At 64.1% G+C, this 24,512-nt stretch carries 29 protein-coding genes and 3 pseudogenes; 16 read left to right on the forward strand and 16 right to left on the reverse strand.

Annotated features, from left to right (window positions below; translation table 11 throughout):
* Nucleotides 1-289: DUF411 domain-containing protein (locus H9Q09_RS09915; RefSeq protein WP_187390882.1), on the forward strand; the 289-nt coding region annotated here is incomplete at its 5' end.
* Between the two features lie 379 nt (nucleotides 290-668).
* Here H9Q09_RS09915 and H9Q09_RS09920 read toward each other — a convergent pair.
* Nucleotides 669-1,085, reverse strand: a complete 417-nt coding sequence (locus H9Q09_RS09920; protein ID WP_187390883.1) for a helix-turn-helix domain-containing protein — start codon at nucleotides 1,083-1,085, stop codon at nucleotides 669-671.
* 76 nt (nucleotides 1,086-1,161) lie between these two features.
* On the opposite strand from H9Q09_RS09920, the gene H9Q09_RS09925 reads away from it, so the two are divergent.
* The 5 genes from H9Q09_RS09925 (at nucleotide 1,162) to H9Q09_RS09945 (ending at nucleotide 5,628) form a co-directional block, all read left to right on the forward strand.
* Nucleotides 1,162-1,554 (forward strand): mercuric transporter MerT family protein, encoded by a 393-nt coding sequence (locus H9Q09_RS09925; RefSeq protein WP_187390884.1) that lies wholly within the window; start codon nucleotides 1,162-1,164, stop codon nucleotides 1,552-1,554.
* 15 nt (nucleotides 1,555-1,569) lie between these two features.
* The gene (locus tag H9Q09_RS09930; RefSeq protein WP_187390885.1) at nucleotides 1,570-1,896 is read left to right on the forward strand and encodes a heavy metal-associated domain-containing protein; all 327 of its coding nucleotides are present in this window, start codon (nucleotides 1,570-1,572) and stop codon (nucleotides 1,894-1,896) included.
* 6 nt (nucleotides 1,897-1,902) lie between these two features.
* Complete coding sequence (gene merF / locus H9Q09_RS09935; RefSeq protein WP_187390886.1) at nucleotides 1,903-2,151, forward strand: mercury resistance system transport protein MerF; 249 nt, start codon at nucleotides 1,903-1,905, stop codon at nucleotides 2,149-2,151.
* Between the two features lies 1 nt (nucleotide 2,152).
* The gene (merA, locus tag H9Q09_RS09940; RefSeq protein WP_187390887.1) at nucleotides 2,153-3,577 is read left to right on the forward strand and encodes a mercury(II) reductase; all 1,425 of its coding nucleotides are present in this window, start codon (nucleotides 2,153-2,155) and stop codon (nucleotides 3,575-3,577) included.
* A 704-nt stretch (nucleotides 3,578-4,281) separates the two neighbouring features.
* Complete coding sequence (locus H9Q09_RS09945; RefSeq protein ID WP_187390888.1) at nucleotides 4,282-5,628, forward strand: NAD(P)/FAD-dependent oxidoreductase; 1,347 nt, start codon at nucleotides 4,282-4,284, stop codon at nucleotides 5,626-5,628.
* Between the two features lie 44 nt (nucleotides 5,629-5,672).
* On the opposite strand, the gene H9Q09_RS09950 is transcribed toward H9Q09_RS09945, so the two are convergent.
* On the reverse strand, nucleotides 5,673-6,356 hold the full coding sequence (locus H9Q09_RS09950; protein ID WP_246716087.1) for a hypothetical protein: 684 nt from the start codon (nucleotides 6,354-6,356) through the stop codon (nucleotides 5,673-5,675).
* Between the two features lie 208 nt (nucleotides 6,357-6,564).
* On the opposite strand from H9Q09_RS09950, the pseudogene H9Q09_RS09955 reads away from it, so the two are divergent.
* Nucleotides 6,565-8,045 (forward strand): annotated as a pseudogene (locus H9Q09_RS09955) (efflux RND transporter permease subunit); the annotation flags it as partial.
* Between the two features lie 11 nt (nucleotides 8,046-8,056).
* Here the strand turns inward: H9Q09_RS09955 and H9Q09_RS22450 are convergent.
* The 5 genes and pseudogenes from H9Q09_RS22450 to H9Q09_RS09975 all read right to left on the reverse strand — a co-directional run.
* Nucleotides 8,057-8,149, reverse strand: a pseudogene (locus H9Q09_RS22450) (IS5/IS1182 family transposase); the annotation flags it as partial.
* A 145-nt stretch (nucleotides 8,150-8,294) separates the two neighbouring features.
* Nucleotides 8,295-8,522 (reverse strand): annotated as a pseudogene (locus H9Q09_RS09960) (IS3 family transposase); the annotation flags it as partial.
* A gap of 300 nt (nucleotides 8,523-8,822) precedes the next feature.
* Nucleotides 8,823-9,764 carry a cation diffusion facilitator family transporter gene (locus tag H9Q09_RS09965; RefSeq protein ID WP_024352270.1) on the reverse strand — a complete coding sequence of 314 codons (942 nt, stop codon included), beginning with the start codon at nucleotides 9,762-9,764 and terminating at the stop codon, nucleotides 8,823-8,825.
* A gap of 204 nt (nucleotides 9,765-9,968) precedes the next feature.
* Nucleotides 9,969-10,295 (reverse strand): YnfA family protein, encoded by a 327-nt coding sequence (locus H9Q09_RS09970; protein ID WP_009209152.1) that lies wholly within the window; start codon nucleotides 10,293-10,295, stop codon nucleotides 9,969-9,971.
* Nucleotide 10,296: 1 nt separating this feature from the next.
* Nucleotides 10,297-10,725: a helix-turn-helix domain-containing protein gene (locus tag H9Q09_RS09975; RefSeq protein ID WP_009209153.1), complete on the reverse strand. Its 429-nt coding sequence runs from the start codon at nucleotides 10,723-10,725 to the stop codon at nucleotides 10,297-10,299.
* Nucleotides 10,726-11,025: 300 nt separating this feature from the next.
* Between H9Q09_RS09975 and H9Q09_RS09980 the strand changes: the two genes are divergently transcribed.
* The 4 genes from H9Q09_RS09980 to H9Q09_RS09995 all read left to right on the forward strand — a co-directional run bounded on the left by H9Q09_RS09980 (nucleotide 11,026) and on the right by H9Q09_RS09995 (nucleotide 13,259).
* Nucleotides 11,026-11,451, forward strand: coding sequence for a disulfide bond formation protein B (locus tag H9Q09_RS09980; protein WP_009209154.1), 426 nt, complete (start codon nucleotides 11,026-11,028; stop codon nucleotides 11,449-11,451).
* On the forward strand, nucleotides 11,448-12,113 hold the full coding sequence (locus H9Q09_RS09985) for a thioredoxin domain-containing protein (protein WP_187390890.1): 666 nt from the start codon (nucleotides 11,448-11,450) through the stop codon (nucleotides 12,111-12,113). The genes H9Q09_RS09980 and H9Q09_RS09985 overlap by 4 nt, the downstream gene beginning before the upstream one ends.
* On the forward strand, nucleotides 12,110-12,892 hold the full coding sequence (locus tag H9Q09_RS09990) for a ZIP family metal transporter (protein WP_187390891.1): 783 nt from the start codon (nucleotides 12,110-12,112) through the stop codon (nucleotides 12,890-12,892). Before H9Q09_RS09985 ends, H9Q09_RS09990 begins: the two co-directional genes overlap by 4 nt.
* Before the next feature lie 136 nt (nucleotides 12,893-13,028).
* Nucleotides 13,029-13,259: a hypothetical protein gene (locus tag H9Q09_RS09995; protein ID WP_187390892.1), complete on the forward strand. Its 231-nt coding sequence runs from the start codon at nucleotides 13,029-13,031 to the stop codon at nucleotides 13,257-13,259.
* Nucleotides 13,260-14,052: 793 nt separating this feature from the next.
* On the opposite strand, the gene H9Q09_RS10000 is transcribed toward H9Q09_RS09995, so the two are convergent.
* Nucleotides 14,053-14,655 (reverse strand): hypothetical protein, encoded by a 603-nt coding sequence (locus H9Q09_RS10000; protein ID WP_187390893.1) that lies wholly within the window; start codon nucleotides 14,653-14,655, stop codon nucleotides 14,053-14,055.
* A 278-nt stretch (nucleotides 14,656-14,933) separates the two neighbouring features.
* On the opposite strand from H9Q09_RS10000, the gene H9Q09_RS10005 reads away from it, so the two are divergent.
* Entirely contained in the window at nucleotides 14,934-15,626 is a 693-nt protein-coding gene (locus H9Q09_RS10005; RefSeq protein WP_187390894.1) for a hypothetical protein, read from the forward strand.
* Nucleotides 15,623-15,988, forward strand: coding sequence for a hypothetical protein (locus H9Q09_RS10010; protein ID WP_187390895.1), 366 nt, complete (start codon nucleotides 15,623-15,625; stop codon nucleotides 15,986-15,988). The genes H9Q09_RS10005 and H9Q09_RS10010 overlap by 4 nt, the downstream gene beginning before the upstream one ends.
* 62 nt (nucleotides 15,989-16,050) lie before the next feature.
* On the opposite strand, the gene H9Q09_RS10015 is transcribed toward H9Q09_RS10010, so the two are convergent.
* On the reverse strand, nucleotides 16,051-16,257 hold the full coding sequence (locus H9Q09_RS10015) for a hypothetical protein (RefSeq protein ID WP_187390896.1): 207 nt from the start codon (nucleotides 16,255-16,257) through the stop codon (nucleotides 16,051-16,053).
* Between the two features lie 101 nt (nucleotides 16,258-16,358).
* The gene (locus tag H9Q09_RS10020; protein ID WP_187390897.1) at nucleotides 16,359-17,039 is read right to left on the reverse strand and encodes a hypothetical protein; all 681 of its coding nucleotides are present in this window, start codon (nucleotides 17,037-17,039) and stop codon (nucleotides 16,359-16,361) included.
* Between the two features lie 242 nt (nucleotides 17,040-17,281).
* On the opposite strand from H9Q09_RS10020, the gene H9Q09_RS10025 reads away from it, so the two are divergent.
* Entirely contained in the window at nucleotides 17,282-17,578 is a 297-nt protein-coding gene (locus H9Q09_RS10025) for a hypothetical protein (RefSeq protein WP_187390898.1), read from the forward strand.
* A gap of 79 nt (nucleotides 17,579-17,657) precedes the next feature.
* Here H9Q09_RS10025 and H9Q09_RS10030 read toward each other — a convergent pair whose 3' ends face one another.
* Complete coding sequence (locus H9Q09_RS10030) at nucleotides 17,658-17,798, reverse strand: hypothetical protein (RefSeq protein WP_187390899.1); 141 nt, start codon at nucleotides 17,796-17,798, stop codon at nucleotides 17,658-17,660.
* 128 nt (nucleotides 17,799-17,926) lie between these two features.
* On the opposite strand from H9Q09_RS10030, the gene H9Q09_RS10035 reads away from it, so the two are divergent.
* Together H9Q09_RS10035 and H9Q09_RS10040 are read left to right on the forward strand one after the other, a co-directional pair.
* A complete protein-coding gene (locus H9Q09_RS10035) occupies nucleotides 17,927-18,067 on the forward strand; it encodes a hypothetical protein (protein ID WP_187390900.1) in 141 nt (46 codons plus the stop codon).
* The gene (locus tag H9Q09_RS10040; protein ID WP_187390901.1) at nucleotides 18,064-18,435 is read left to right on the forward strand and encodes a hypothetical protein; all 372 of its coding nucleotides are present in this window, start codon (nucleotides 18,064-18,066) and stop codon (nucleotides 18,433-18,435) included. The genes H9Q09_RS10035 and H9Q09_RS10040 overlap by 4 nt, the downstream gene beginning before the upstream one ends.
* 328 nt (nucleotides 18,436-18,763) lie before the next feature.
* On the opposite strand, the gene H9Q09_RS10045 is transcribed toward H9Q09_RS10040, so the two are convergent.
* From H9Q09_RS10045 to qatA, 5 genes are read right to left on the reverse strand one after another with little or no spacing between them, the layout of a single operon-like run.
* Complete coding sequence (locus H9Q09_RS10045) at nucleotides 18,764-19,018, reverse strand: hypothetical protein (protein WP_187390902.1); 255 nt, start codon at nucleotides 19,016-19,018, stop codon at nucleotides 18,764-18,766.
* Between the two features lie 12 nt (nucleotides 19,019-19,030).
* Nucleotides 19,031-19,786 (reverse strand): Qat anti-phage system TatD family nuclease QatD, encoded by a 756-nt coding sequence (gene qatD / locus H9Q09_RS10050; RefSeq protein ID WP_187390903.1) that lies wholly within the window; start codon nucleotides 19,784-19,786, stop codon nucleotides 19,031-19,033.
* Nucleotides 19,770-21,155 carry a Qat anti-phage system QueC-like protein QatC gene (qatC, locus tag H9Q09_RS10055; RefSeq protein WP_187390904.1) on the reverse strand — a complete coding sequence of 462 codons (1,386 nt, stop codon included), beginning with the start codon at nucleotides 21,153-21,155 and terminating at the stop codon, nucleotides 19,770-19,772. The genes qatD and qatC overlap by 17 nt, the downstream gene beginning before the upstream one ends.
* The gene (gene qatB, locus H9Q09_RS10060) at nucleotides 21,152-22,033 is read right to left on the reverse strand and encodes a Qat anti-phage system associated protein QatB (protein ID WP_187390905.1); all 882 of its coding nucleotides are present in this window, start codon (nucleotides 22,031-22,033) and stop codon (nucleotides 21,152-21,154) included. The genes qatC and qatB overlap by 4 nt, the downstream gene beginning before the upstream one ends.
* A 3-nt stretch (nucleotides 22,034-22,036) precedes the next feature.
* Nucleotides 22,037-24,022: a Qat anti-phage system ATPase QatA gene (gene qatA, locus H9Q09_RS10065; protein ID WP_187390906.1), complete on the reverse strand. Its 1,986-nt coding sequence runs from the start codon at nucleotides 24,020-24,022 to the stop codon at nucleotides 22,037-22,039.
* Between the last annotated feature and the right edge of the window lie 490 nt (nucleotides 24,023-24,512).

Below are 24,512 nucleotides of genomic sequence, written 5' to 3' on the forward strand. Positions count from 1 at the left end.
GAACGAGAACCTCGCAATGGCGGATCTCTACGCGAAGAAGATGGAGGCCGGACTGAAGCCAGGCCTGACGTCGTGCCATACGGGCTTCGTCGGCGGCTATGTCGTCGAGGGTCACGTTCCGGCGGCGGAGGTCAAACGGCTCCTCGCAGAGAAGCCCGACGCGATCGGTCTAACCGTTCCCGACATGCCTGCCGGCAGCCCCGGTATGGGCGAGAGCGATGAATCCTACGAGGTCCTCCTCGTCGCGCGAGACGGCACCTCCACCGTTTATGCGCGGTATCCCAAATGAGGTTGATGCATATCGCTACTGCGGTGGCCATCAGCCTCGGCTTTGTCGGCCTCGCCACGGCGCATGAGTTCAAAGCTGGAGGTCTCACGATCGACCATCCGTCATCCCGCCCGACACTGCCAAGGGCGAGGGTCGGGGCGGGGTACTCATCCGTCAGCAGCAGCGATGGAAGTTGAGCAGATCGGCAGATCGGCTACCGTCGCGGGCAGGTTCGCGAGCCACGAGTAGTCGGTGGAGGACGGCGTCGCACGGATGCGTCCTGTCGAGGACGAAATCCTCATCAGGCCAGATGCGACGGTCACGCTCGATCCCGGGAGAGGCGCCTACCCGCGGCGGTGTAACGCTGCGGGGTGAACGCAGCAGGACGAACTTAGCGCAGTCATGAGCCTTCGAGCGTTTCCAGAACCGCGCAGTCCGGCACATCACCTCCCGAACATCGGGCCGCCGCCGCCGCAAGCACTATCTCAATCCGTCTGAGGTCTGCAATCTTCGTCCGCACGTTCGAAAGGTGGCGTTCGGTACGCTCCTTGATCTCCGCACAAGTCTGGTCGCCGACGTCGACGAGGTCGAGAAGCCCCCGAATTTCCTCGATCGAGAACCCAAGCTCTCTGGCGCGCAGGATGAATTTCAGCCGCGAGACATGATCCGAGCCGTAGACCCGGTAGCCTGCCGCCGTGCGCGGCGGATCGGGCATCATACCGATCTTCTCATAATAGCGGACGGTTTCGAGATTGCAGCCGGTTCGTCGCGCCAGCTCAGCGCGCCGCAGACCCCTCCCGGACGCGTGATCGCTCATCGCAAAAAACCCTCTTGAGCCTGTAGTTGCTACAGACCTTATAGAAGATCGAGCGGAGGATCGAGAGGCGAAGTTGATGAGCATCACGAACCGGGAACGTTGGCATCCCGCGGGGGAAGTCGGGAGCCGCCGGAAGGACTGGTTCGCGGCCGGAGGTGTCACTGGGGCGGTCCTCGCGTCAAGCTGCTGCATTGGGCCGCTGGCCCTTCTCTCGCTCGGCGTCTCGGGCGCATGGATCGGCAATCTGACTGCGCTCGAGCCCCTAAAGCCCTTGTTCGCAGCTATCGCGCTCCTCTTCATCGGCCTCGGGTTCCGGCAGGTCTACTTCCAGCCGAACACGATCTGCGAGCCCGGCACCGTCTGCGCCCGGTCGCGATCAGCACTTCTCACCAGGACAGCTCTCTGGTCCGCCACTGTCCTAGTGCTCGCCGCGATCACGATCGACTGGTGGGCGCCGCTTCTTTACTGAGCAAGGAGGCTCGTCATGAAATCCTATTTCGCTTCCACCGCCGCAGCCGTCCTATTGGGGGCGCCGGCGATCCTGGCGATTCAGAGTTTGCCAGCCGCCGGTCAGACGGCATCCGCGCAAGCCGAACTCAAGACCGTGGTGTTCGACGTGGAGAACATGACCTGCGCGACCTGTCCGATAACTGTCCGTCTGGCCATGGAGGCCGTCGAGGGCGTGCGCTCCGTCAAGATCGATTTCGAGGCGAAAACCGCCACCGTCGTCTTCGACCCCGCGATTTCCAATACCGCGGGGATCCGCGCCGCCTCGACGAACGCCGGGTATCCGGCAGCGGCGCAAAGCTGACGTGCGATGAAGGATCGCACCATCACCAGGTCCGGCATCGTTGGCGCCGTGGTCGCCGCGATCTGCTGCTTCACCCCAATCCTCGTCATTGGCCTTGGCGCAGTCGGCCTGTCGGCCTGGCTCGGTTGGCTCGACTATGTGCTCTTACCGGTGCTTTTCGTCGCGCTGGGGCTGATCGCCTACGGTCTTTGGCTTCAGCGCCGGGCGGCAGATTGCTGCACGCCCCCCACCCGATCGAATACCGAAGGACGCTGACATGGATGCATGCTGCTCAATGCCCCGCCAGGGCAGCTACGATCTCGCGGTGGTCGGCGCGGGTTCGGCCGGATTTTCCGCCGCCATCACCGCCGCGGACCTCGGTGCGCGGGTTGCCCTCATCGGCCACGGAACGATCGGCGGCACCTGCGTGAATGTCGGCTGCGTGCCGTCCAAGACAATGATCCGAGCGGCGGAAGCGCTGCACGGCGCCAGTGCTGCTGAACGGTTCTCGGGGCTCACCTGCGGAGTTCGGGTAACCGACTGGCCGTCGCTCATCGCAGCGAAGGACGATCTCGTTGCAAGCTTGCGGCAGAAGAAGTACGCGGACCTGCTGCCGGACTACGAAGCCGTGGACTACATCGAAGGCCAGGTGCGCTTCGAGGGCGACGCCCTCCTGGTCGATGGTGCGCCGCTCAGTGCAGGAAAAGTCATCATCGCAACCGGGGCATCGCCGGTGATCCCGGACATCGCCGGCATCAGGGACGTGCCGGTCCTGACCAGCACAACGGCGCTGGAACTGACCGAGCAGCCTGCCTCGCTCCTCGTCATCGGCGGCGGTTACATAGGCTGCGAACTCGCGCAGATGTTCGCGCGTCTGGGAACTGCGGTGACGCTCGTGACGCGGTCCCGTCTCCTGCCCGAAGCCGAGCCCGAGGTTTCGGAGGCGCTGACGGCCTATCTTCGGGACGAGGGCGTAACGGTCCGGACCGGAGTCTTCTACCGTCACATCGCGCGTCACGACGAAGGGGCCGTGCTCACCGTGCTCTCCGAAGGCAGGGAAGAGACACTGAGCGCCGCCCGCGTTCTGGCGACGACAGGCCGGCGTCCCAACGCGGAAATCCTGAACCTGACGGATGCCGGCGTCGAACTCGACTGGCGCGGCGCGGTCGTCGTCGACAACCGCATGCGGACCACCCGGCCCGGCGTCTATGCCGCGGGCGACGTCACCGGGCGCGACCAGTTCGTCTACATGGCGGCCTACGGCGCGAAACTTGCGGCGAAGAATGCGCTGAACGGCGACAGCCTGGTCTACGACAATGGAGCCATGCCTTGGGTCGTGTTCACGGATCCTCAGGTGGCGGGCGTAGGGCTGACCGAGGCCAGTGCACGCGCCGCGGGATGTGAGCCAAAGACCTCGGTCGTCCCGCTTGATCAGGTGCCGCGGGCACTGGTCGCCAGAGATACGCGCGGGCTGATCAAGCTCGTGGCCGACGCCAGGACCGACCGGCTGCTCGGTGGCCAGATCCTCGCGCCCGAGGGCGCCGACAGCATCCAGACACTGTCGATGGCGTTGAAGGTCGGCATGACGACGCGGGCGCTCGGTGAGACCATCTTCCCATATCTCACCACAGTGGAGGGCCTGAAGCTCGCCGCACAGGGATTCGGCAAGGATGTGGCTAAGCTATCCTGTTGCGCCGGTTGAAACATCGCGCCGCCCAAGACGTTTGCTGCGCAGCGAAATGCAATGCCTTATGAACGCCCAGCAGGCGCCCTGGGCGGTCTCGCCCGACGATACGGAACAGAGGGAGCAGCGTGTCCGACCGGACCCGCCCTTCCGGGCCGAGATATTCGCCGACTACGCAGGTCTCGATGTCGACGAACCGGAGACGATAGCCGTAGGCATGGCCCTCCACTACACCTCCAGCGTTGGCTGGGGACCGGTCTACTGCGTGATGCGCCGGAGGGCCGGGATGGACTCGCTCGGAGCGGTTGCCGCCGCCGGCGTGAGAATGTCCGTCATCCTGGACGGGTCAATGACCGACGCTCTCGGTCTCAGCCCGCCGAAAAGGGGGGCGCGAGCTTCGGGATTGGCGACGGCCTCGCATGGACTTTCGCCGCGGCGGTGGCATCGGCCATTGTCAACTTCCGCTCTGACGAGGAGTCGGCCGAGCAAATCGTTCCCGAGATTCCGGAGAATGGCGGCTGCGCCGGGCCGGTTCAGGCCGACGTCCCGAAGCCGGAGAACTCTGGGACGCTCATCGAGACGGCGATCGGATGACGGATAGTTACCCAGAAATGCCGATCCCGATGCTGGGCGGAGCCGACGTCCTCTGCGACATCGGCGCTCCGTTCGGCTGGGCAGCCTCGCGGCGGCGCGTCCGCCAACTTCAAGGAAAGGAATGAACCATGGCTATCAGCTACGATCTTCTGATTATCGGCACCGGGACGGCAGCGATGGTTGCCGCGATGCGTGTGCGCGCGGCAGGGTGGAGCGTGGCGGTGGCGGATTTCCGCTCCTTCGGCGGCACCTGTGCCTTGAGAGGCTGCGACCCCAAGAAGATGATGATCGGCGGCGCCGATGCGGCCGACCACGCCTGGCGCATGCAGGGCCATGGCGTGGAAGGAGATACCCATCTCGAGTGGCCAGGTCTCCTCGCCTTCAAGCGCAGCTTCACCGTTCCGATTCCGGACAAGCACGAGCAGCGTTACGAAGAGAAGGGCATCGACACCTTTCACGGACCGGCGCGGTTTATCGGACCGAACACGCTCGACATTGGAGGCACGCCGGTCGAAGCGCGACACGTCCTGATCGCTGCCGGTGCGGAGCCGCTGCGGCTCGGAATCCCGGGCGAGGAGCACCTCATCGACAACGAGGGTTTTCTGGAGCTCGAGAGGCTTCCCAAGCGGATCGTGCTCGTCGGCGGCGGCTACATCGCTGCGGAGTTCTCGCACATCGCCGCCCGCGCCGGCGCCAAGGTGACGATCTTCCAGCATGGCGAGCGCATGCTGAAGCACTTCGATCCGGACCTCGTCGGCTGGCTGATGGACAAGTTTCGCGACCTTGGCATCGACGTTCGGACAGATGCGGAGGTGACCGCGATCGAGAAATCCGGAGAAGGCTATCGAGTTTCGGCGATGGGCCTTGACGGCGAACTGACCGTAGAGGCCGATCTCGTCGTGCACGCCGCCGGGCGCAAGCCGGCTCTCACCGACCTCGATCTCGCCGCCGCCGGGATCAAGCACGAGAACGGGCGGCTCGTCCTGAACGCGCACCTTCAAAGCGTATCCAATCCGACGGTCTACGCCGCCGGCGACGCCGCTCAGATGGGACCGCCGCTCACCCCCGTTTCGAGCCATGACGCCAAGGTCGCTGCCGCCAATCTGCTCGAAGGCAACAAGCAGAGGCCAAACTACGACGGCGTGCCGAGCGTCGCCTTCACCATTCCGCCGATCGCCGCTGTGGGACTCACCGAGGCCGAAGCGCGGGATAAGGGCATGAAGTTCAGGATGAAGAGCGCGCGCGCGGAAGGGTGGTTCACCGCGCGTCAGGCGGCGGAGAAGATCTACGGTTTCAAGGTGCTGGTGGACAAAGAGACCGACCTCGTCCTCGGGGCGCACTTGGTCGGTCCGCATGCCGATGAAGTCATCAATATCTTCGCACTTGCGATCCGCCACGGGATCACGGCCGAGAAGCTCAAGTCGACCATGTTCGCCTATCCCAGCGGCGCGTCCGATATTGGATCCATGCTATAGACGTCAAGGGGGCGGGGCTGTCGCGGCCTATCCGGCGGAAGAGCTCACCCTAAGGTATCAACACTCCCGCTAATCGTCTCGACGCCGGAATTGGCGTCCTTCAGCGCCGCAATGTAATTAGGCGGGAAGAGCAAGTGGTTGACCGTTTCCATGCCCATAAAGTCAGCGATCTTGTTCGTGAAAGACGAGCAGTTATAGGCCACAGCATGCCAGAGCGGGCTGTTGCCCTGAAGCTGCCGGATCCGGCCAAGGATACGCTGATACTCTTCCGGTGTGAGTGCGATGGTCATCTCGTTCTGAAGATACCTGATCTCGGTGTCACCGTCCGAAAAGCCGGTCTCGGATGGGACCGGGGCGATATGGCCCATGGTATAGACAGCGTTGCCTCCTGCGGGGTGAAGACCGGCAATCTCGGTCATATCCGAGACAAGGACTCCCCCATTGTCGTAGGGGACGTTGCCGCGAGAATCGAGTTCGCCGAAGGCGACGAACGAGTGGCCGTAGCTCTCAGCATTTCGGGCACGGAACGAGATGAAGTAGGGCTTCGCCAACTGGCCAACGGCGCTTTGCCCCGACCAAGGTGTGAACCGAACCTGCTGATCGGTCCCGGCGAAGCTCGAGGCAGGAGCACCGACCGTCAAATTCGAATTTGAAGAAGTTGATGAGCAACCGGCAAAGGCCGCGATCAAGATTGCGATCGCAGTGAATTTCGCAAGAAACTTTGCCATGTCAGTCGATCCCAAACGCGTCGTTGTTCAGCCTCTCCGGCATGAGCATTCACGACTTGCTGTGAAAATATAGGTGAGGAGCAAACCCCTAGTGGCTGACTAAGGCCTAAGTTGGGTGGCGTCTAAGAAGCGGGATCGCGCTGGAGCAGGTGGAACTCCTCGAGACGCGGATGCGCGAGCTCCAGGAGATGGCAGCGACGCTCCGGGCTTGAGCCTCCTCCAGCTTCCGCTGAGCGAATATCCCGCCGTTACGCCGCCCACCGTCGTGGTCAGGGCGGCCTATCCGAGGGCCAGCCCCGAGGTGATCGCCGAGACCGTGGCCGCGCCCATCGAGCAAGAAGTCAACGGCACCGACGGCATGCTTTACATGTCGTCCCGGGCAACGACTGACGGGCGGCTTGCCCTTACACTCACCTTCGTGCAGGGCGTAGATCCCGACATCGCGCAGGTCCAGGTGCAGAACCGCGTGTCGCGCGCCGTTCCCCGTCTGCCGGAGATCGTCCAGCGACTCGGAGTGGTGACGGAGAGGACATCGCCCGACATCCTGATGGTGGTGCACCTTTTGTCGCCCGAGGGGCGCTACGATCCGCTCTACATTTCCAATTTCGCCCATCTCCAGGTCCGGGACGAACTGCGGCGCTTGGCCGGCGTCGGCGACGCGCTGGTCTGGGGCTCGGGCGAGTACAGCATGCGCATCTGGCTCGATCCGACCAAGGTGGCTGCCCGCGGCCTCACGCCGAGCGACGTGGTCGCCGCGATCAGAGAGCAGAACGTGGAGGTGGCCGGAGGCTCTCTTGGTCAAGCTCCAGACTCCAGCTCGCCGTTGCAGGTGACCGTAAGCGCCGCCGGACGCCTTGCGGACGAGGAGGCGTTCCGCAACATTATCGTTCGCACCGGCGCGGAGGGGCAGGTGACGCGGCTCGGCTCCATCGCTCGCGTGGAGCTCGGCGCCGACGCGTACGCGTTACGAAGCCTGCTCGACGGCAAGCCCGCCGTCGCCATCCAGATCGTCCAGAGCCCCGGCGGGAACGAGCTCGAGACTGCAAGCGCCGTTCGCGCGAAGATGGCAACCTTGCAGGAGATGTTCCCGGCCGGGCTCGAGTACCGGATCGCCTACGATCCGTCTCAATTCGTGAGCGCCTCCATAGAGGACGTTGTGGCGACGCTCCTCGAGGCGACCCTCCTCGTGGTGCTGGTCGTCGTCCTCTTCCTCCAGACCTGGCGGGCCTCTGTGATCCCGCTCGTCGCGGTGCCAGTGTCGCTGATTGGCACCTTGGCGGTGATGCACCTCCTCGGCTTCTCGCTCAACACGCTCTCGCTGTTCGGTCTGGTGCTCTCGATCGGCATCGTGGTCGACGACGCGATCGTAGTGTTGGAAAACGTCGAGCGTCACCTCAGTCTCGGCTCGACGGTGAAGGAAGCCGCGCGCAAAGCGATGAGCGAGGTCACGGGCCCGATCATCGCGATCACTTCGGTGCTAACGGCGGTGTTCGTACCGACGGCGTTCCTCTCCGGCCTCACGGGTCAGTTCTACAGCCAGTTTGCGCTGACAATCGCCATCTCAACGATCCTGTCCGCGGGAACTCGCTGACGCTCAGCCCTGCGCTCGCCGCGATCCTCCTGCGCCCGCATGGTACCAGACGCGACCTCGTCACCCGGATCATCGACCGTCTCTTCGGTTGGTTCTTCCATATCTCTAACCGGTCGTCGACCCGGGCGACGCCGCGGCTGTTTTGCGGCAGCAGCGGCTCGATGACAGCCCATTCCTGATCCGACAGTTCATGGCGACGCATGGCAATCTCCCTTCCAGGAGATTGAATCAGATTACGCCACCTCGCTGAACCCGTTTATGGGGACGCTCTCTAGCGGATGCTGACGTATTGCGATCCACGGTCGGAATGACAAACAAGCCCATCGCCCGCGTAGGGTGCCGGTCGGCCGCGGCGCCTGGAACTGCCGGTTTACCCGGTCGAGCGGACAGGGCGTGGCCTTGTCGCTGATCGTCGTCTTCACCGGCTTGCCACGCACGACGCCCTTCAGGCCCATGCTTCTCATCAGCCGGGCGACCGTGCAGCGGGCAACATCGATGCCCTCGCGCTTCATCTGGCGCCAGACCTTGCGGACGCCGTAGACGCTAAAGTTCGCCGTGAAGACGCGGCGGATGTCCTCGCTGCGGATTCATTTCAGTGACCGAAGCCCGTCCGACAAATTCCCTGGTGCGCAGTTCCGATTCTGACCCGTCGAAAACCGAGCCTCCGTGCGCACACTGCCTCGTGGATCTGACACCAACCATCATGGAATCGCGCTGTGGAGCCACGACTGGAGGTGGGATTATTCGCCAGAGCCGGGTTGAGGTGTCCGTTTACATCTGCCTCCCAACGTTGTCCGGCGCTCGTCAGAAATCACTTCTGCTGGGCCGAGTTTTCGGCAAGGAGAAGCAGACTCTGGAACTCGGTGCGGCCGGTCTCAATCATCCTCTTGCCGGCTAGGACGGGCGTCGTGGCCATACAGATCTGCGCTGCAATGCGACTGGTCCTCTCGCTCGAACTCGAGCGTTGAATGGGTGATGCCGAACTCGCTTTCGAGCATCCGCTTGATGGCTTGCTTGATGTCTTCGAGGCGATCCCAGGCTTTCTTCTCTATCACCACATGGGTGTCGAGAGCGGCAACATGCTCCTCCATCTGCCAAAAATGGGCATGATGGATGTCCGCGACACCGTCGACTCCGCGTAACGCATCGACAACGGAGTCGTTGTCGATGTCCGGCGGGCTGCCCAGCATCAGGGTCCGGATCGGGCCTCCAATCTCGGTGAAAGCGAGATAGAGGATGTAGAGCGCGATGCCGATCGTGATGGCCGGATCAACCCAGCGCATGTCGTAGAGAATGATGAGCGTACCGCCGATGATGACGGCAAGCGATGCCAGTGCGTCCGAGAGATTATGGAGGAAGAGCGCGCGGATATTCACGCTGCCTTTCTGCATGGAGTACGTGAGCAAAGCCGTTAACGTGTCGACCACAAGTGCCACGCCGCCCAGGATGACCACCGTCCAGCCCGCGACCTCGGGGGGATCGATCATCCGCATGCCGCCCTCGTAGATCAGGTAGAAGCCGACGAGGATCAGCGTGGTGTAGTTGATGAGCGCCGCAACGATTTCGATCCGGCCATAGCCGAAGGTCATACGTGCATCCGCCGGCCTCCGTGCGATCTTGCGTGCGGCAAAAGCAATTGCCAGCGACGCCATGTCGGAGAAATTGTGCAGTGCGTCGGCGACCAGCGCGAGGCTGCCGGACAGGATGCCTCCAAAAATCTGGGCGACTGTCAGTAAAGCGTTGGCCCAGATTGCAATCGAGACCCGGCGGTCGCCGGAATCCGGGTCGATATGCGCATGTCCATGATCGTGCGGCATCGGATGTTCCCTTTGGCCCATAGTGCTGAAGAATCGACGCCCATAACGGTCCGCGGACGCAGTCCAAGGATTTGCGGCCTATCACCCGTGTGCCATAGGTGCATTGGCGCATCGTGCGGATGGAGCGGTGCACCAACATCAGCCGAAGAATCGGTCGACGAGACGTGTAATCGCTCCAGCAACTGTAGCTTCAAGAGGAAAGATTCAGGCGCCACGCGGGGCGGCGAGTATGATCGCTGCGCCGAGTAGGCAGACTGTGGTACCGAGCACATCCCATCTGTCGGGGCGATGTGCTTCGGCGAGCCACATCCAGAGGACCGAGGCCGCGATATAGACCCCGCCATAGGCGGCGAAGGCTCGTCCCGCTGCGATGGTATCGACCTGTGCGAGAAGCCAGCCGAACGCCACAAGAGCGACCACACCCGGCGCGAGCCAAAGGGCAGATGCATCAAGGCGCCACCATGCCCAGATGGCAAAGCAGCCGGCGATCTCGGCCAGCGCGGCAAGCGGATAGACGAGTGCCGCGGGCATTCTAGGCGCCGATCTCGTTGTGGTCGGTCAGGCATTCAGAATGGTCGCGCAGTACCTCCAGCACGCGGCAATCGGCTGTTCGGCCACCGCTACATTCATGCACCATGCGTTCGAGTTCCGTACGCAAGGCTTCCAGCCGCGCGAGACGCTGCTCCACCTGCTTCAACTGCCGTCTCGCAATGGAGTCGGCTTCCTGGCACGGCTTATCTGGCTGATCGCTCAGATTCAGGAGTTCGCGGATCGCTTCCAGTCTGAAGCCGAGCTGTCGAGCATGACGGATGAAGGACAACCGGTCGAGTTCGGCGTCGCCGTAGCGCCGCTGTCCGCCCTCGGTTCGGCCCGGTTCGGGCATCAGCCCGATCTGCTCGTAGTAGCGGATCGTTTGCACCTTCGACCCAGTCTTCCTGGCAAGAGCGCCAATAGTCAGCATCCGCGTCTCCGCAATGTTCCAGTCTTGGTAGATACTGCTGCGCGGATCGGCAAGGGGAGCTCCCGAGTCACAGGCACGTGAAACCATCGTGGGTCTCAGGAAAGCAGCTTGAACCTCCAGTAGCTTGAGGATGTAGGAACGCAATGAACCGAGAATCGCGGTCAGGCCGATTGTATTGAAACTGACACCCTTCCGGAAATCGTGTGCGGGCGTCTCGGAGCACGCGTTCTTCATGCTGCTGGCCCGGACGGGAATTCCCGCTGGGGAGGCGCTCGCTGAGTTGAGAGGGTACATAGACGCATGACAACGAGAGTGACTGGCGAAGCAGCGTTGACTGCCGCATGGGTTGTAACGGTTGTGGCGTCGCTCTCGGTGCTGTTCATCGGCGAGGTGCTGGGCCGGATGCCCTGCCTGCTGTGCTGGTATCAGCGCGCCTTTATGTTTCCGCTACCAATCGTCCTAGGCCTTGGCCTCTGGTGGCAGGATGCCCGCGTCGGGCGCTACGGTGTAGCGCTCAGCCTCGGGGGGGGGATGGTCGCGCTTTGGCATATCGGCCTCTACGCGGGCATCATCCCGGAGCCCGTCCAGCCATGCACCGCGACGGGACCTTCCTGCACCGACGACAACCAGGCAATCCTTGGCGTCCCCATCCCGCTTCTGTCGCTTCTGGCCTTCATTCTCACGGCGAGCTTATCGATTCTCTCTTTGAAGGAACCGCGTTCATGACCCGCCGACCATTGATTCTGTCCATTCTTGTCGTGGGCCTTGCGGTCTTCGCTGCGGCCTCCTGGTTCGCTACGCGCCCCGCGGCCATCACCGCCACTGCCACGGGGACCCTCCCGCCTGAGCAGGCTGAGGCATTGTTGCGACCGTATTCGCCGATCCTTGGACCGGAGCAAGCACCGGTCACTATTGTCGAGTTCTTTGATCCCGCCTGCGAGGCTTGCCGCGCCTTCTACCCGACTGTGAAGCAGATTATAGCCGAGCATGGCGCGGCGGTGCGCGTGGTCCTACGCTACACACCGTTCCATGGCGAGGGGTCCGAAGAAGCCATCCGCGTCCTTGAGGCGGCGAGGATGCAGGGCGTCTTCGAACCGGTGCTTCAAGCCATCATGCGCGAGCAGCCGCAATGGGCCTCGCATGGAGCTCCTGAGCCAGGGCTGGTCCTGCAGATCGCTGCAAGTGCGGGACTCGATGCCGATGCCGCTCGAACACAAATGCAGGCGCCTCAGACAACGGCAATCCTGAACCAGGATCGCGCCGATGTGGAAACCATGGGTGTAAGCCAGACTCCGACATTCTTCGTAAATGGGACGCCGCTCGCGCCGTTCGGAAAAGCGGAACTGAGGACGAGAGTGGCCGAAGAGGTAGCCGCAAGTGGCTCGTGACTGAATTTTCCCCGATAGCTCTCGGATTTTTGGGCAGCCTTGCTGCCGGATCCCTGACCGCCTTCGGTGCCGTTCCGGTGCTCTTTGGACGACTTCCTTCGCAAGGAACGCGAGATCTCTCGCTCGGGTTCGCGGCGGGGGTGATGCTGGCCGCCTCGTTCTTCTCGCTGATCATTCCTGCGCTCGACGCTGCTGAGTTGCAATTCGACAACGAGGCGGCACCGGCTGCTATCGTCTGCCTGGCAATCCTGCTCGGCATGGGCGCCGTTGCACTGATGAATGAGAAGCTGCCGCATGAGCACTTTAGCGTGGGACGCGAAGGGCCCGAGGCCGCCTCGCTCAGGCGCGTCTGGCTCTTCATCATCGCGATCACAATCCACAATTTCCCGGAGGGTCTTGCTGTCGGCGTTGGCTTCGGATCAGGCGGGCTGAAGGACGGATTGCCTTTGGCCATCGGGATCGGGTTGCAAAACGCCCCCGAGGGTCTTGCTGTGGCCGTGTCGCTTCTGGGGGAGGGGTATTCAAAGCGTCGTGCTTGGGGCATCGCCGCACTGACTGGGCTGGTGGAACCGATCGGCGGTCTGCTCGGCGCGGGTATCATTACGTTTTCGCAGCCGCTTCTGCCTTGGGGGTTAGCCTTCGCCGCGGGCGCGATGCTCTATGTGATCAGTCACGAGATCATACCTGAGACGCACCGTAGGGGGCATCAGGACAAGGCAACTCTGGGCCTGTCCATCGGTCTCGTCCTCATGCTGTTCCTGGATGTCTGGCTTGGTTAGACATCCTCTCATAACAGCAGTTCATTGTGAAAATACCGAAAATTCGGCGAGCTATATGTGATTGGTATCGTATATCTATGTAAATCGTGCAGAATCTGGTTAATCTTATTATTTTATTATATGAAAGGAATGTAAATTGTTGAGGATTGGAACTCTTGGGGTTATGGCGATAGCTGTAGTATATGCCATGATCGCGTTTTTTGGAGCAATGGGCCTGGGTTACTTGGCTCTAATGATCGCTGGAATGTCAGTTTCCATAGGAGACGAGTATTTGAATTTTGTTTACGCAATGTTGTTTATGGGTTCGGCAGTAATCGCGATAATTGCCGGAAAAGGTTATCTCGATTCAAGAGATCATAACGAATGAGTCTAATAATTTTTGCGGAGTTCGAGTAATAATTCTCGAATTTTCTTAGGATGTCTATTCGTCCACTGGCGGTCAGAGGATTGAGTTTGGCCGCAATGCGAGAAAATATCAGTAAGCAGTAATCAGAGATCTGCTGACGAGCAGGATCGTGTCCGCCGCGAGCAGGGGAAGGCTGTCGAGTTGACCCGGCAAGCGGAATGGCCCGCGGCTTACATCCGGAAGGAGGCGGTGACGAGCCTCGGATACGAGAAGTGGCTGTCGACGTACCTTTTGGAACACCGGGCCACACGCCGGAAGAACTCGCCCGGCGTTCCGACCACTCCTCAGGTCATGCTCGAGACGCACTGCGGGACGCGGTCGCACTGCGGAAGGACATGAACAGACCGGGCACGAGGCGCGGGGGGTAGCAGACTGACGGGCCGGCGCGCGCCGACCGCCTCAAAAATGCCGCTGCCACAGGCGCCTCGCGAAGAACGCGCCGACGCACAGTGCAGTCAGCATCCCGGTCGCCACAACAGCGGCCGCCTTCGCGCCCGGCACCTCCGCAAGCTGCCTCCGGTAGGTCGGAGAGCTGGCGAGATGGCCATCTCGCCCACGACGCCGCCGAAACGCCGGCAGCCACCACAAGTCCACGAACAGGCCGAGTGGGAAGCTGGCCGTGATGAGCATCGGCCTCGCCAGAGGAAGGACCGCCGCAGGCCTCCGTACTCCGGCCTTCGCCGGGTTGCCAGCCACCTGCGCGGCGCCCTGAAACAGAAAGGGGCGTCCCATCTTTGAGCCGCCCCCGCAAGCGTCATTCCATCACCAGTCGAGGCCCACCCGCCTTCCGGTGCCGCACCCGATCAGTGAAAGACTCGATCGCCGACGGCTCCTTTCGTCCGGCCAACTCCTCGGCCGACGGCTCCGCTTCCCGACGCCGACACGGTTCGACACCCAGAGCGCCGCCGCCCATCCCCCGCGCCAGCCGCCCGCAGACGAGGCCGCCGGCTGCCGCAAGGCGGTTGAGGTCGTGCGGCCGGAGCCGGAGGAGCCAGCTCACCTGGTCCGGCGACAGCGCCGACAGGTCGACCTGCCGGCGGTCCGTCGCCGACGCGCGGGCGTAGGCGTGAACGATCGCGGACACCGGGTCCGTTCCATCGGGGCGTGGCTCGAGGACGGACGGAAGCAAGCCGGGGAGTTCGCGGGCGCGACCGCGCTTGGCGACCAGCGCCGCGATGTCCTTCGCGGTGTCCGGCGCCGGTGCGGGCTCGGGCGGCATGGGGAGGGAGCCGCCTCCACCGCCGAGCATCCGGCCGGGTATGGACGCCATCCAGTCGAGTGCGGTCCAGCACCAGCGGCCGGCGGCGGCGAGGCTGGAAGCGGCGGCGCGGAGTGCGGCGGCGATGGCTGCGAGCATGCGGGTGTCCTCCCTCTAAGTGCACCGAAGGATGGTGGCTAAAATTGCAAGCGGCGAATTGAGCCTCTGCGAACCGCATTTCGAGGACGGGCTCGACGCGCCGCCCGACTCCTGAGATGTATCCCGTCCCACATCAATGGACGTCCGATGATCCCCTCCGTCACCCTCATCTCCAGCACTGCCGCCACCGTCGCGGCCCGCCGCATAGGCGGCGTGTGGCTGCCGAGCATGAGGGTGTCTGGCACCGACCCGAACGGGTGCCGCAACGGAGGATCGGCATGTCCGACAACGACAACAGCATCATCAGCCTCGACGAGCTGAACGCGACCCAGAAGAATTTCGGGATCGTTTACTCCGACGGCGGAGTCCCGGCCGACTTCGCGAAGGTCGCAATCATCGCACTGACGGTCCGCGAGCAGTTCGCGACCAACCCGGCCCTGTTCGGGGGGGCGCCGGAGATCTTCCCCGACCCCGAGGACCCGACCCGCCAATGCTTCGTCCTTCGCGGCGCTGCGGTGTGGGTATGTACGCAGACCGACTTCGGTCCGCACCTACTCGACTTGGTCAAGTCGACGGGCGCCTGCTTCCGCCGCCGGGATGGGATGGCGTTCCTGATCTCCGCGCTGGCCCGAGACGCGGCATTCGCGGAGCGATTCAACGCCCGCATCGACCCGGTGGAACTCCTCGAGGAGAAGCTGGTCGGTTACCTCGAGCAGCACGGCTACCGTCTCGTCTTCGAGGTGCTCCAGAAGGCCGGCACGCCGGAGGAGCACTGCACGATGATGATGCACGAACTGCGCGAATTGATCCTCGAACACCACCTCGAAACCGTAGTGTGCACGCGCATGCCGATCTCGGGGCTCACCCGCCTCCAGCTCGGAGACGTGCTCGATGGTTGGATGGGGGCGCACGACAGCAGTGTTCAGCGCCTCCTTGGTGACATGCCGGAGTTCGGGGCGGAGCACGAATGATGGCCGAGGTCGTGAAGCTCAACCCCAAGCTGCGCGCCGAGGGGAACGCGCGGACCAGCGGAGGTGCCGAGGTGCGCGACTTCCCCGACCGCGAGCGCGAGGTAGAGAACGAGCGGCTCGACTTGCTGGCAGACTGGCTCGCGGAGAAAGAGGACTGGCTCTTCGAGTTGGTCCTCGAGCGCTCGGACGAGCCGTTCCGGGACCACGACCACTTGTCCGAATGGGTCCAGCTCAACTGGGAAGGATCCGAAACCTTCAGCGGCGCGCCCCGCGAAGGCCTCCGGTGGCAGGCGGCGAACGACTTGCTCTTCCACTGCATGGAAGGCGAGGAGTATGACCTCGAGGCTCTCCGACCCGAATAGGGTCGCTCGACGCCAAGACAATTACAACAAAGGCCCGGCATCACTGCCGAGGCCTCTTCGTTTCAGGCCCGCCACCCGCAGCGCACGATACCGAACCTGTTGTGCTCCAGCACCTGCCGCACATGGTCGTCCGCCGTCCGCCGTCCGCCGTCCGCCGTCGGCCGGATCGCCTGCCACCCGTCGCAGCCGGACGGGCTACCCGTCGTCGCGCACCCAGCGAGACAGCTCGTCGCGAGCGGCGCGATTATCGAGACGGTCAACTTGTTCATCGATCCGGTTCCTTTCACGCAGCGCGTCGAGGAGGCTGGCGCTACCCGAGACTCCTCGGCTCGCAGCCCGGCGCCGTACACGCGGGCAAGGATGCCGAGGTCTACCAGTGCGCCGGCCCCGGCGGCCGCGAGCCAGCGGCCGGCGGGGGGCGCAACCAAGCGAGGGCGGCGGTCATGCGGCGACGCCTTCGTAAGCCCACATCATCGCCGACCCCGATGACCTCGAGTACGAGATCGTCAGGGAATGCGTCGAGCGCGGCCGGGTTTGTATCGTCGCCGCTGACCTTCGGAAGAACGGCAAGTTCGCCGTCCTTGAAGGCGACTTCATGGACCACGTGAGCAAGAAGGTCGCGGAGATCGAAGAGGCGGACAAAAGGCATTGAGAGCGGCGTGCGTCGCTTCCGCCTTCGCTCCCTCCACTGTAGCTCATGGAGCCGCCCATTCATCCTGGCCGCCGGCTGTAGCAAAGGGCACGGGTTGAACGAACTCATCGCCGCGCGGAACGTGTCAGCATCCGGCGTGCCATGAAGCGCCATCCGTAAACTCCCGTCGCAACAGCATACCGGATGGGCGCGCTCGAGGATCACGTCGAAGCCGTGCGCCGCCTCAACGGCCAGCATGCAAGACTCGAACGAGATGACGGATCCTTGGATCGTCGCCCAATCGGCGGGCACCGAACTGGGGTCACGGGACCGGACCAGTGCCGTTTCCGCTGTTCGGCGCGGCTCGAGAAAGCTCGAAAAGTAGCTGCTCTTGCGCAGCGGCGAGCGTGCACCCTTCACCGTGCCTACACCTCCATGTCGAGGTGGATTCGGCGGCGGCGTATGCCCAAGACGCCACCTTCCTGATCAGCCGCAGGATAAATTCTCGGGATCATCTAAATCAAACACTTACAGGTACAATTCTTCCTAAAAAGCCATCAAAATCAATGGCTTGAAGATTTTCCAATTTGACATTGAAGCAGAGTCATGAGATATTGGAGTTGCCTCAATCAAGAGGCGGCGTACTTCGAGGATACTGAAGCATGGCAGTTCGATCTAAGGCGGTTAATACCGCTGAATCAAAAGTAGTTCGCGAAAATCCAGCCGCAGAATTCCGCAAAGCGGTGAAAGCAGCGGGCGCGACCTATGAAATCAACCGCGACCGAAACAGCTATTCGGACGCAATGAGCATCAGCTTTGCGGATGGTCGAACGCTCCACCTTCGACACATCCCAGCGGAGTGGTCCGATCACATCGACACGTTAGAGGCGTTCATCGCCGACCCGAGCTCGCGTCGCTTCATCGACTGTAAGGACGGTTCATTCGACGTCTGCGGATGAGCCTCGCGCCGACGGAGCTGACCGAACATGAGCAGGTCTAGGGCTCAATACCGGAGGTCCCGCAGTGATGCCGGGGCCTCTATGCTATAAGATCGGCATCAATAGACGGCGGTGCCAAGTCTATAGCGTTCGAGCCCTTGGCTGAAGAAGCCTCGAATGTGCTCGCCACGTCGGCTGCCGACGCCGGATGGTCCACCAGCCATCGCGCTTTCTTGGTCATCGGTGAGATTCCTGGATGCAGGGCTCCAACGCAGGATGACGAAGACAAGCACGAGCGCGTGCGGACGAGACGTGGGATCGGCACTGTTGATCGACGCCTGAAGCACCGAACGAACGAGGGGGCAAACCATGACCGCCACCGACCGCTACAGCGCCCTCCGCCGCCGTCTGCGCATGACGCAGCCGGAGATCGCCGTCGACCGCTTGGCGGCCCGGCTGCGCGGGCGCGCGCTGACCGACCTCGCGGAATTTGGAGGACTGATTCAATGACCCGGACCGACGCCGAACTGGAGGCCATCATAATGGCGAGGACCGCCGACATCTTATGCCAACAGCTCTCCGTCGTCGACGGCGTGTGCCGGGTCGAGATCTACGACCCGCCGGGCGCGGACGACGAGAACTGGGCCGTATCACTCACAGCGTCGCCCGAGCGCGTCGAGGGGGAGTTCTATAGCAAGGGCGGCGCGCGCGGGATCGTCGTCTCGAACCCCGTCGACGCCCACGCCGCACGGGACGACTACGAACGGTTCCTGCGCGATCCCGCGTCTTGGTCGCGAGAGCTGTGGGCCGAGTTCGCCAAGTTCGACGGCGTGCGGTGGGTCATCTTCGGCGAGACGTTGAAAATGTTGAGGGCATGATAGCCGACGCTCGCATGGGTCAGCGACCCTACACCTCAAAGTCTCTGGCTATTGAGGATCCGGTCCATCCTGAAAGTTCGAGGATGGCCGCCCTCCGTTTTGTCGATCGCGTGCAGGTATCGCCGGGCGTCGGCCTCTCGAGTGCGGCCTGAGCACCGCGGCGGGGACTGGAAGGTCTACGGTGCATTTGAGCACCGCCTCCCCGAGGGACTCGACCCGAAGAAGGGGCGGCATGTCGAGGAGGTCCGGATCTCCCTGTCCGCCCCCGTGGACGACATACGGGCCGCCGAAGAAGCGGTTGCCAAGCGGCCCGCCGAACAGATACCTTTCACGGAATACCCTGAATGGATTGCCAGCCCGCGCCGGCGACGGCAGGACACAGAAGCACCGTCACCGCACCAAGGCGAAACCAGAACAAGGCGATGGCCGCACCGCAGAAGAGAAGGAGCGCGACGGGGTCGATGCTTGCCAGGCTCGAGACGTCGAGCGTGAGCGGTCCGACCCGAACCTGGTAGACCTCCCGGAACAGCACGTGCAGGCCGAACCAGAGGGCCAGATTGTGGATCTGTGAACTACGACACAAGCCCTCGTTCTGTCAGCTCACGAGGGCGGCGAGGTTCGTGCGGATCCGTTTTGCCATCTCGCCCTCGGGAATGCCGAATGACGACGCCAGCATTGAGGTGGCCCTGCCGACATCGGCTGGCCGGGCAGCGTCGTCTCCCTCTCGCGCGAACGGACCGTCTGTCTCCGTCAGGATCCGGTCGATCGGGACCACGGTCCTGACGATGGCCGACATCCGGTCGGACTGCATCATCGCCGCGTTGATCGAGAACCAGCATCCGAGGTCGACGGCTCGCCGCGCTTCGGCCTTGCTGCCGGAGAACCAGTGCAGGACGACGTTCGACCGTCCCAGGGGTAGGTGCGCCTCCACCATGTCCAGAACCAGCGTGGCCGCGCGGACGCTGTGGACCGAGAGCACCTTGTCACCGGCAGACGCGCACGCCACTAGGACGCGTCGGAACACCTCGCGCTGGCGCTCCAGGGAACGGAAGTGGGCAGGTCCGGCGTCGAGGCCGACCTCTCCGACGTATCGTGTTTCGGGAAGCAGCGCCTCGAACAGGGCGATCTCGTCCCCGTGGTCCGCGACAAGCTGCGGGTGCAGGCCGAGTGCCGCCCTGACGTGTCGGGTCGCCGAAGCGAGATTGTGGTTGCGCCGCCAAGCGCGAGGCGTCGTCGTCACGGCGAGGGTGTAGAGCCCCGCCGCGTCGCACTCGCGCACGAGCTCCTCGAAGTCCGGGAAGAGGTCGAGGTGGCAGTGGAAGTCGACCAAGGCCTCAGCCATCGCGACCATCAAGCGGTCTCGCCTCGACGTCTTCGAGGACCTCGGCGACTTCCGCCATGCCGCGTCGGTAGACGCCGACGAGGTCTGGCACGATGGCGGCGTCCTCCAGCAGCGGGCCTGGCTTGTAGACCCATGTCTCGGCCAGTTCCGGCCTCTCCCGAAGGCGGGCGATCGCGTATTGGAAGCCTCGCACCTGCCGTCCCTTCGCTTTGGTCGTATCGAGGACCTCGGAGGTGAGGTCGTCGAGTGCATACCCGGTTTCGTCCCTGCCGTCCCACGGCGTCCGCAGGAGCGAGGCGCGACGGATAATGCAGGGGAGGCAGTAGCCGCAATGGGCGTGGTCGCCCGCATACCAGCGCCTCGTCGACGGGTGCGCGCAGGACAGCGACAGCGGCGCCAGCGCCTCGAGGGCGGCCGGGTTCGCGCAGCCGTCGACCATCTCACCCTTGGTGCGGTCCCAGTAGGGGTTCACGACGCGGCCCCGGATGCCGACGGTCGCGAGCAGCTCGTTCCAGCGGTGGATGTAGAAAGGATGCGTCGTCCGCGTGCTGTTGCTTCCCAGCCGCGTGACGTCGAGCGGCACGTTCAGCGAGATCAGGCCGTTCTCCGGAACCCGGAGGTCGAACGGTCGGCCGAACGACGACCCGGCGAACGCCGCGGCCGCGAAAAACAGGAAGGACCGCCCGCGGGTGGAGTTCTCGCCTCCGATTCCGGCGACGAGGTTGCTCGGAATGGTCATGGCCAGGCGGAGCCGGACCGGACGCGCGTGATCCGCCTGACGGGCCGCGAGCTCGCGGAACAGCCTGCCTTGGGGCGCGCTCACGCCGCCTTCGCCGCCGTGGCTGACGAAGAGCGGAAACCCGCCCTCGTGAAGTTCGTCGACTGCCCCGATGAGACTGTCGAGGCCGCCGGAGAACAGGGAGACCCCCGTGAACGGATGTCGTGTCCGCGATCTCGGCTGACGCGACAGAGGCGGGCGGCCGGAGCGGGGTAGGGGGCGGAAGCGGACCGCCCACAGGTCGCCGGTCAGGAACCGGAGCATGCGCTCCAGGACGGTGGTCGCCCGATCCCAGACGGCGACGTCGGAGACGGGAACGACGATGCTGATCTCACGCGTCCACCCGTCCTGTGAGGCCTGCACCCGGTTCAGCCGCGTGTCCGCCGCATGGACGTGGGCCGCCAACGTGATCAGGTCGATGCCGACCGCAGTGGGAGTCAGGTGCCAGCCAGCGAGGTGCTTCAAGGCGCGGTCCACACCGAAACGCAGGCTTCCCGCGGCGTCGAGGAGGTCGAGGGTGGTCGCGACCGTGTCCACGGCGCGCGGCGGCCGGAAGATGTCGGCGGGCCCCAAGCGTCCGAAGATGATATGCTTGGTCATGCGTCGCATCTCTCGGGACCGTCGGCGTAGCCTTGGAGCACGCCCATGGCCATTGTATAGATCCGTTCGATCGCCGACCGAACCCGGGCGCCGGACATCAATCTGCCCACCCCCACCATCGCGGACCTCACCGCGCCATCGACGAAATCCCGTACGTCGGCCTCGGCGGTCGCCGCGTCCTCGACGCTGTCGGGGAGGAGCATGATCCCGATCGCTACGGCATTTTTCAGACGATTGTCGATCGTTCCGACGATGAACCGCTCGATCAGGAGGTTGATGGTGTCGACCGTCGGTCTCTCAAGATTGAGGCCCTCGATTTCAGACAGTTCGTCCACCGCCGTCATGTAGGCGTCGCGGTTCATCGACTCGTCGAGGTCGCCGCCCTCGCCGCAGACGACGTCGACGAGCGAGGCATAGATCTCGCGGATCGAGCGCTGCGCGAGCGCGCCGAGATCGAGCCTGCGGATCACTTCCCTGATGCCGTCCCGGGACGCGTCGAACAGCAGGTCGGCCAGCCGCCCGGCGGCACCGCCGCTCGACGTGGCCGCGCGCCGACCCGCCGTCGCCGCGCCTCCCGCTCCCTGCCGGACGTAGGAGGCGAGGGCGCGGGCGACATGTCCCCGGTCTTCGCTGCCGCCACCGCGCAGGTGCCTGTTCATGAGCGTCCGGCCGGGACGGAAGTAGGCGTTCGGCGGCGGCTCGGGGGGGCCGGCAACTGCGTCCCGGTGCGCATCCCGGTCGCCTGCGGCGTCCGGCCCGTCGTCCGCTCCGTCGGCGGGCGGCGGCGCGCCGTCGGGCTGGCCGTCAGCTCCCGAAAGCCAGGAGGGAAGGAGCGGGTTGCCGTTCTTCGGGCCGGCGAAGGGTGTCGAGGTTCCCATCCGTCACTCCGCGCCGCCGTCGACGGGAACGTGCTTCAGCGCCCTCTTGAGCGCTTCGGAACCTTCCCGGGTCCACTTCGCCTTCAGGGCCGCGAGCCGGGCTCGGGCGGCAGGCGTCGTCACGCCGACGTCGAACTTCGTGGCCGCCCAGCCGCCCAGCTTCTTCGGGGCGATCTGCTCCGCCGTCTCGACTAGGCGCAACTCGAAGGCAGGGTGCGCGGCGACGAGCGCCAGGAGGCCCTCGACGACGGCAGGCGCCTTCCCCGACGTGTTCTCCGTCAATAGCTTTGACTTCAACCCGCGGAAGACCAACTCCACCTCGGCGCCCTTGAGCGACTTCAGTTTCGCCTGAGGCCCGCGGGCCTGCATGCCGCCCGCCAAGAGGCGGTCGAGGATCGACCTGACCTCTTCCGACATCGGCTTCGCGCCCTCGACGAAGCTGTGGCGGTCGTTCACTACGAAGAGGTAGGGCCGGAGGTTGAGGGCGCCGATCGCGGGCTCCACGGCAGCCCAGCGAAGCATGTCCGGATCGGTCGTCCATGCCGTGACAAGGCCTCCCTCGCCGGGAGGGCCTTCCGCGACTTCCGGCCCGTCGACATCGTCGTCGTTCCCGTCGCTTGCCGCCTGCTCGCGCCCCTTCCGCACCGCGCTTTCCATCTGCGCGACCTCGGCGCATCGCCCGTCGTCCGATGCCGCGGCCGACGCGCCCATGTGGGCGAAGACGGTCGTGGGCAGGTACAGTTCGGCGAGCATGATCTTGGCCAGGACTGCGGGCTTGATCGCGTCCCCGAACCCGCGGGCGTCCGAGATCGCGAGGCGGAGCATCAGGGCGTTGAGGAAGCGCTTGATGAGACGGGGATTGCCCTTTGTGCCCTGGGCGAGGACCGGACTGATCTCCGCCGCCGTCGCGGCGGCCTCAGCCACCTCCGGGGGGACGTGCTCGCCGAAGGCGACGCGCAGGTCCGAATCCTCGATCGCGACGCGCTTCCAAGGTTCGGACATCCGCGCACGCGCCCTTTCGAGGAGTCGCGTGAACGGATCGCCGCTCTCGTCGACGAGGGAGCCGACGAGCATCATGGTCACGTAGATGCGTGTCTCGGCCTCGCCGAGGGACGGGATCCGGAACGGGACCTGGATCAGCTTCTCGAGGTAGGCTCGCGGGTATCCGCGGTAGGCCTCCTCGTCGGGCAGGTCCTTGAAATGCTGGCGGACCGCGTACTCGATCATCCGCTCGTCGGCCCCGACGACGAACGCCGTCTTCGGCAGCGAGACGAACAACCTGATCGCCTCGAGCGTCTGGATCGCCGTCTCCGGCAGGCAGCGGTCGAGGTCGTCCACCAGCACGACGAGGCGGCGGATCTTCGCGTCGGACAGGAGCTGCGCGAAGGCCGCGCGGAACTCGTTCAGTTCCTGCGGCACGGTCTTGGACGGGGCACCTCCCTCCTTGAGCACCCCCTTCACCTCGGCGGCGGCGGCCTCGGCGTTCTCACGCGTCATCAACTCGCCCGGGTCCGACATCGTGGAACCGACCACAGTCGCGATGGTCGCCACGGGAAGCCCGGTGGCGAGGTCGAACGCGAGGCCGCCGATCCGCTTGGTCGCCTTCAACCAATCGATGCTGTCCCTGACACGCCCGAACGTTTCCTTGACCTTGGCGTAGGTGCCGCGGCTCTCGACGAGCTGGGTGACGACGCTCTCGATCAGGGCGATCTTGGCGTCCTCGAATCCCTGGTATTCCCACCCGTTGACGCGGATGCAGAGACTGTCGCCCGCTGCGGGTCCGGCGCCTTCCTCGAACTCCGCCTCGATCATGTTGAGGACGCTCGACTTGCCCGCGCCCCAGTCGCCGTGGACGCCGATGGTCACCGACGTATCGGCGCGCGACCGGATGAGTTTGACGACAACCTTGGCGATGGCCTCGTTGCGCAGGAGATCGACGCGCGTCTCCTGGTCGACGATGTAACCAAGGGGTTTTTCGTCATCCGACATGCCTATTCACCACCCCCCCGATTCGACGGCCGCTCGCGTTGGAAGTCTATCCGCGATCGTGGAGGTTGTGGAAGTCGGCGCACGGTCTTGTCACGCCGACGGGCGATTGGCTCGAGTCTGATCGAAGGTCCCCTCGGGGTGGACCACCCGGTGGGGGCCGACCGGGCCGATCCGCGCGTCGTCCGGCTCACAGCCTCGCCTGCGGCCCGGCGGGTCACCACGTCGGCGGCGCCGTCGAGCCAGATCACCGAAAGGGCTATGCCCTCGTCACGTTTGCTCCACGGATGGTTGGCGGTCGTTCGGGGGGTCCAATCGGAAAATTTCTCCGATTTGCGAGGGGCGTCCGGAAAATTGAAGGCTCTTCGAGCAATCATTTTCTGGAAGCAGATCGTCATTGGCATCATTGCCACGGGTTGGGCTTTGGCGGCCCTCGGAACCGAGCCCAAGTACGCGGTTCTGGTCCGCGAAAGCGTATGCGACCCGACGTCCT

The sequence above is a fragment of the Aurantimonas sp. DM33-3 genome, from assembly GCF_014334315.1.
Taxonomy (GTDB): Bacteria; Pseudomonadota; Alphaproteobacteria; order Rhizobiales; family Rhizobiaceae; genus Aurantimonas; species Aurantimonas coralicida.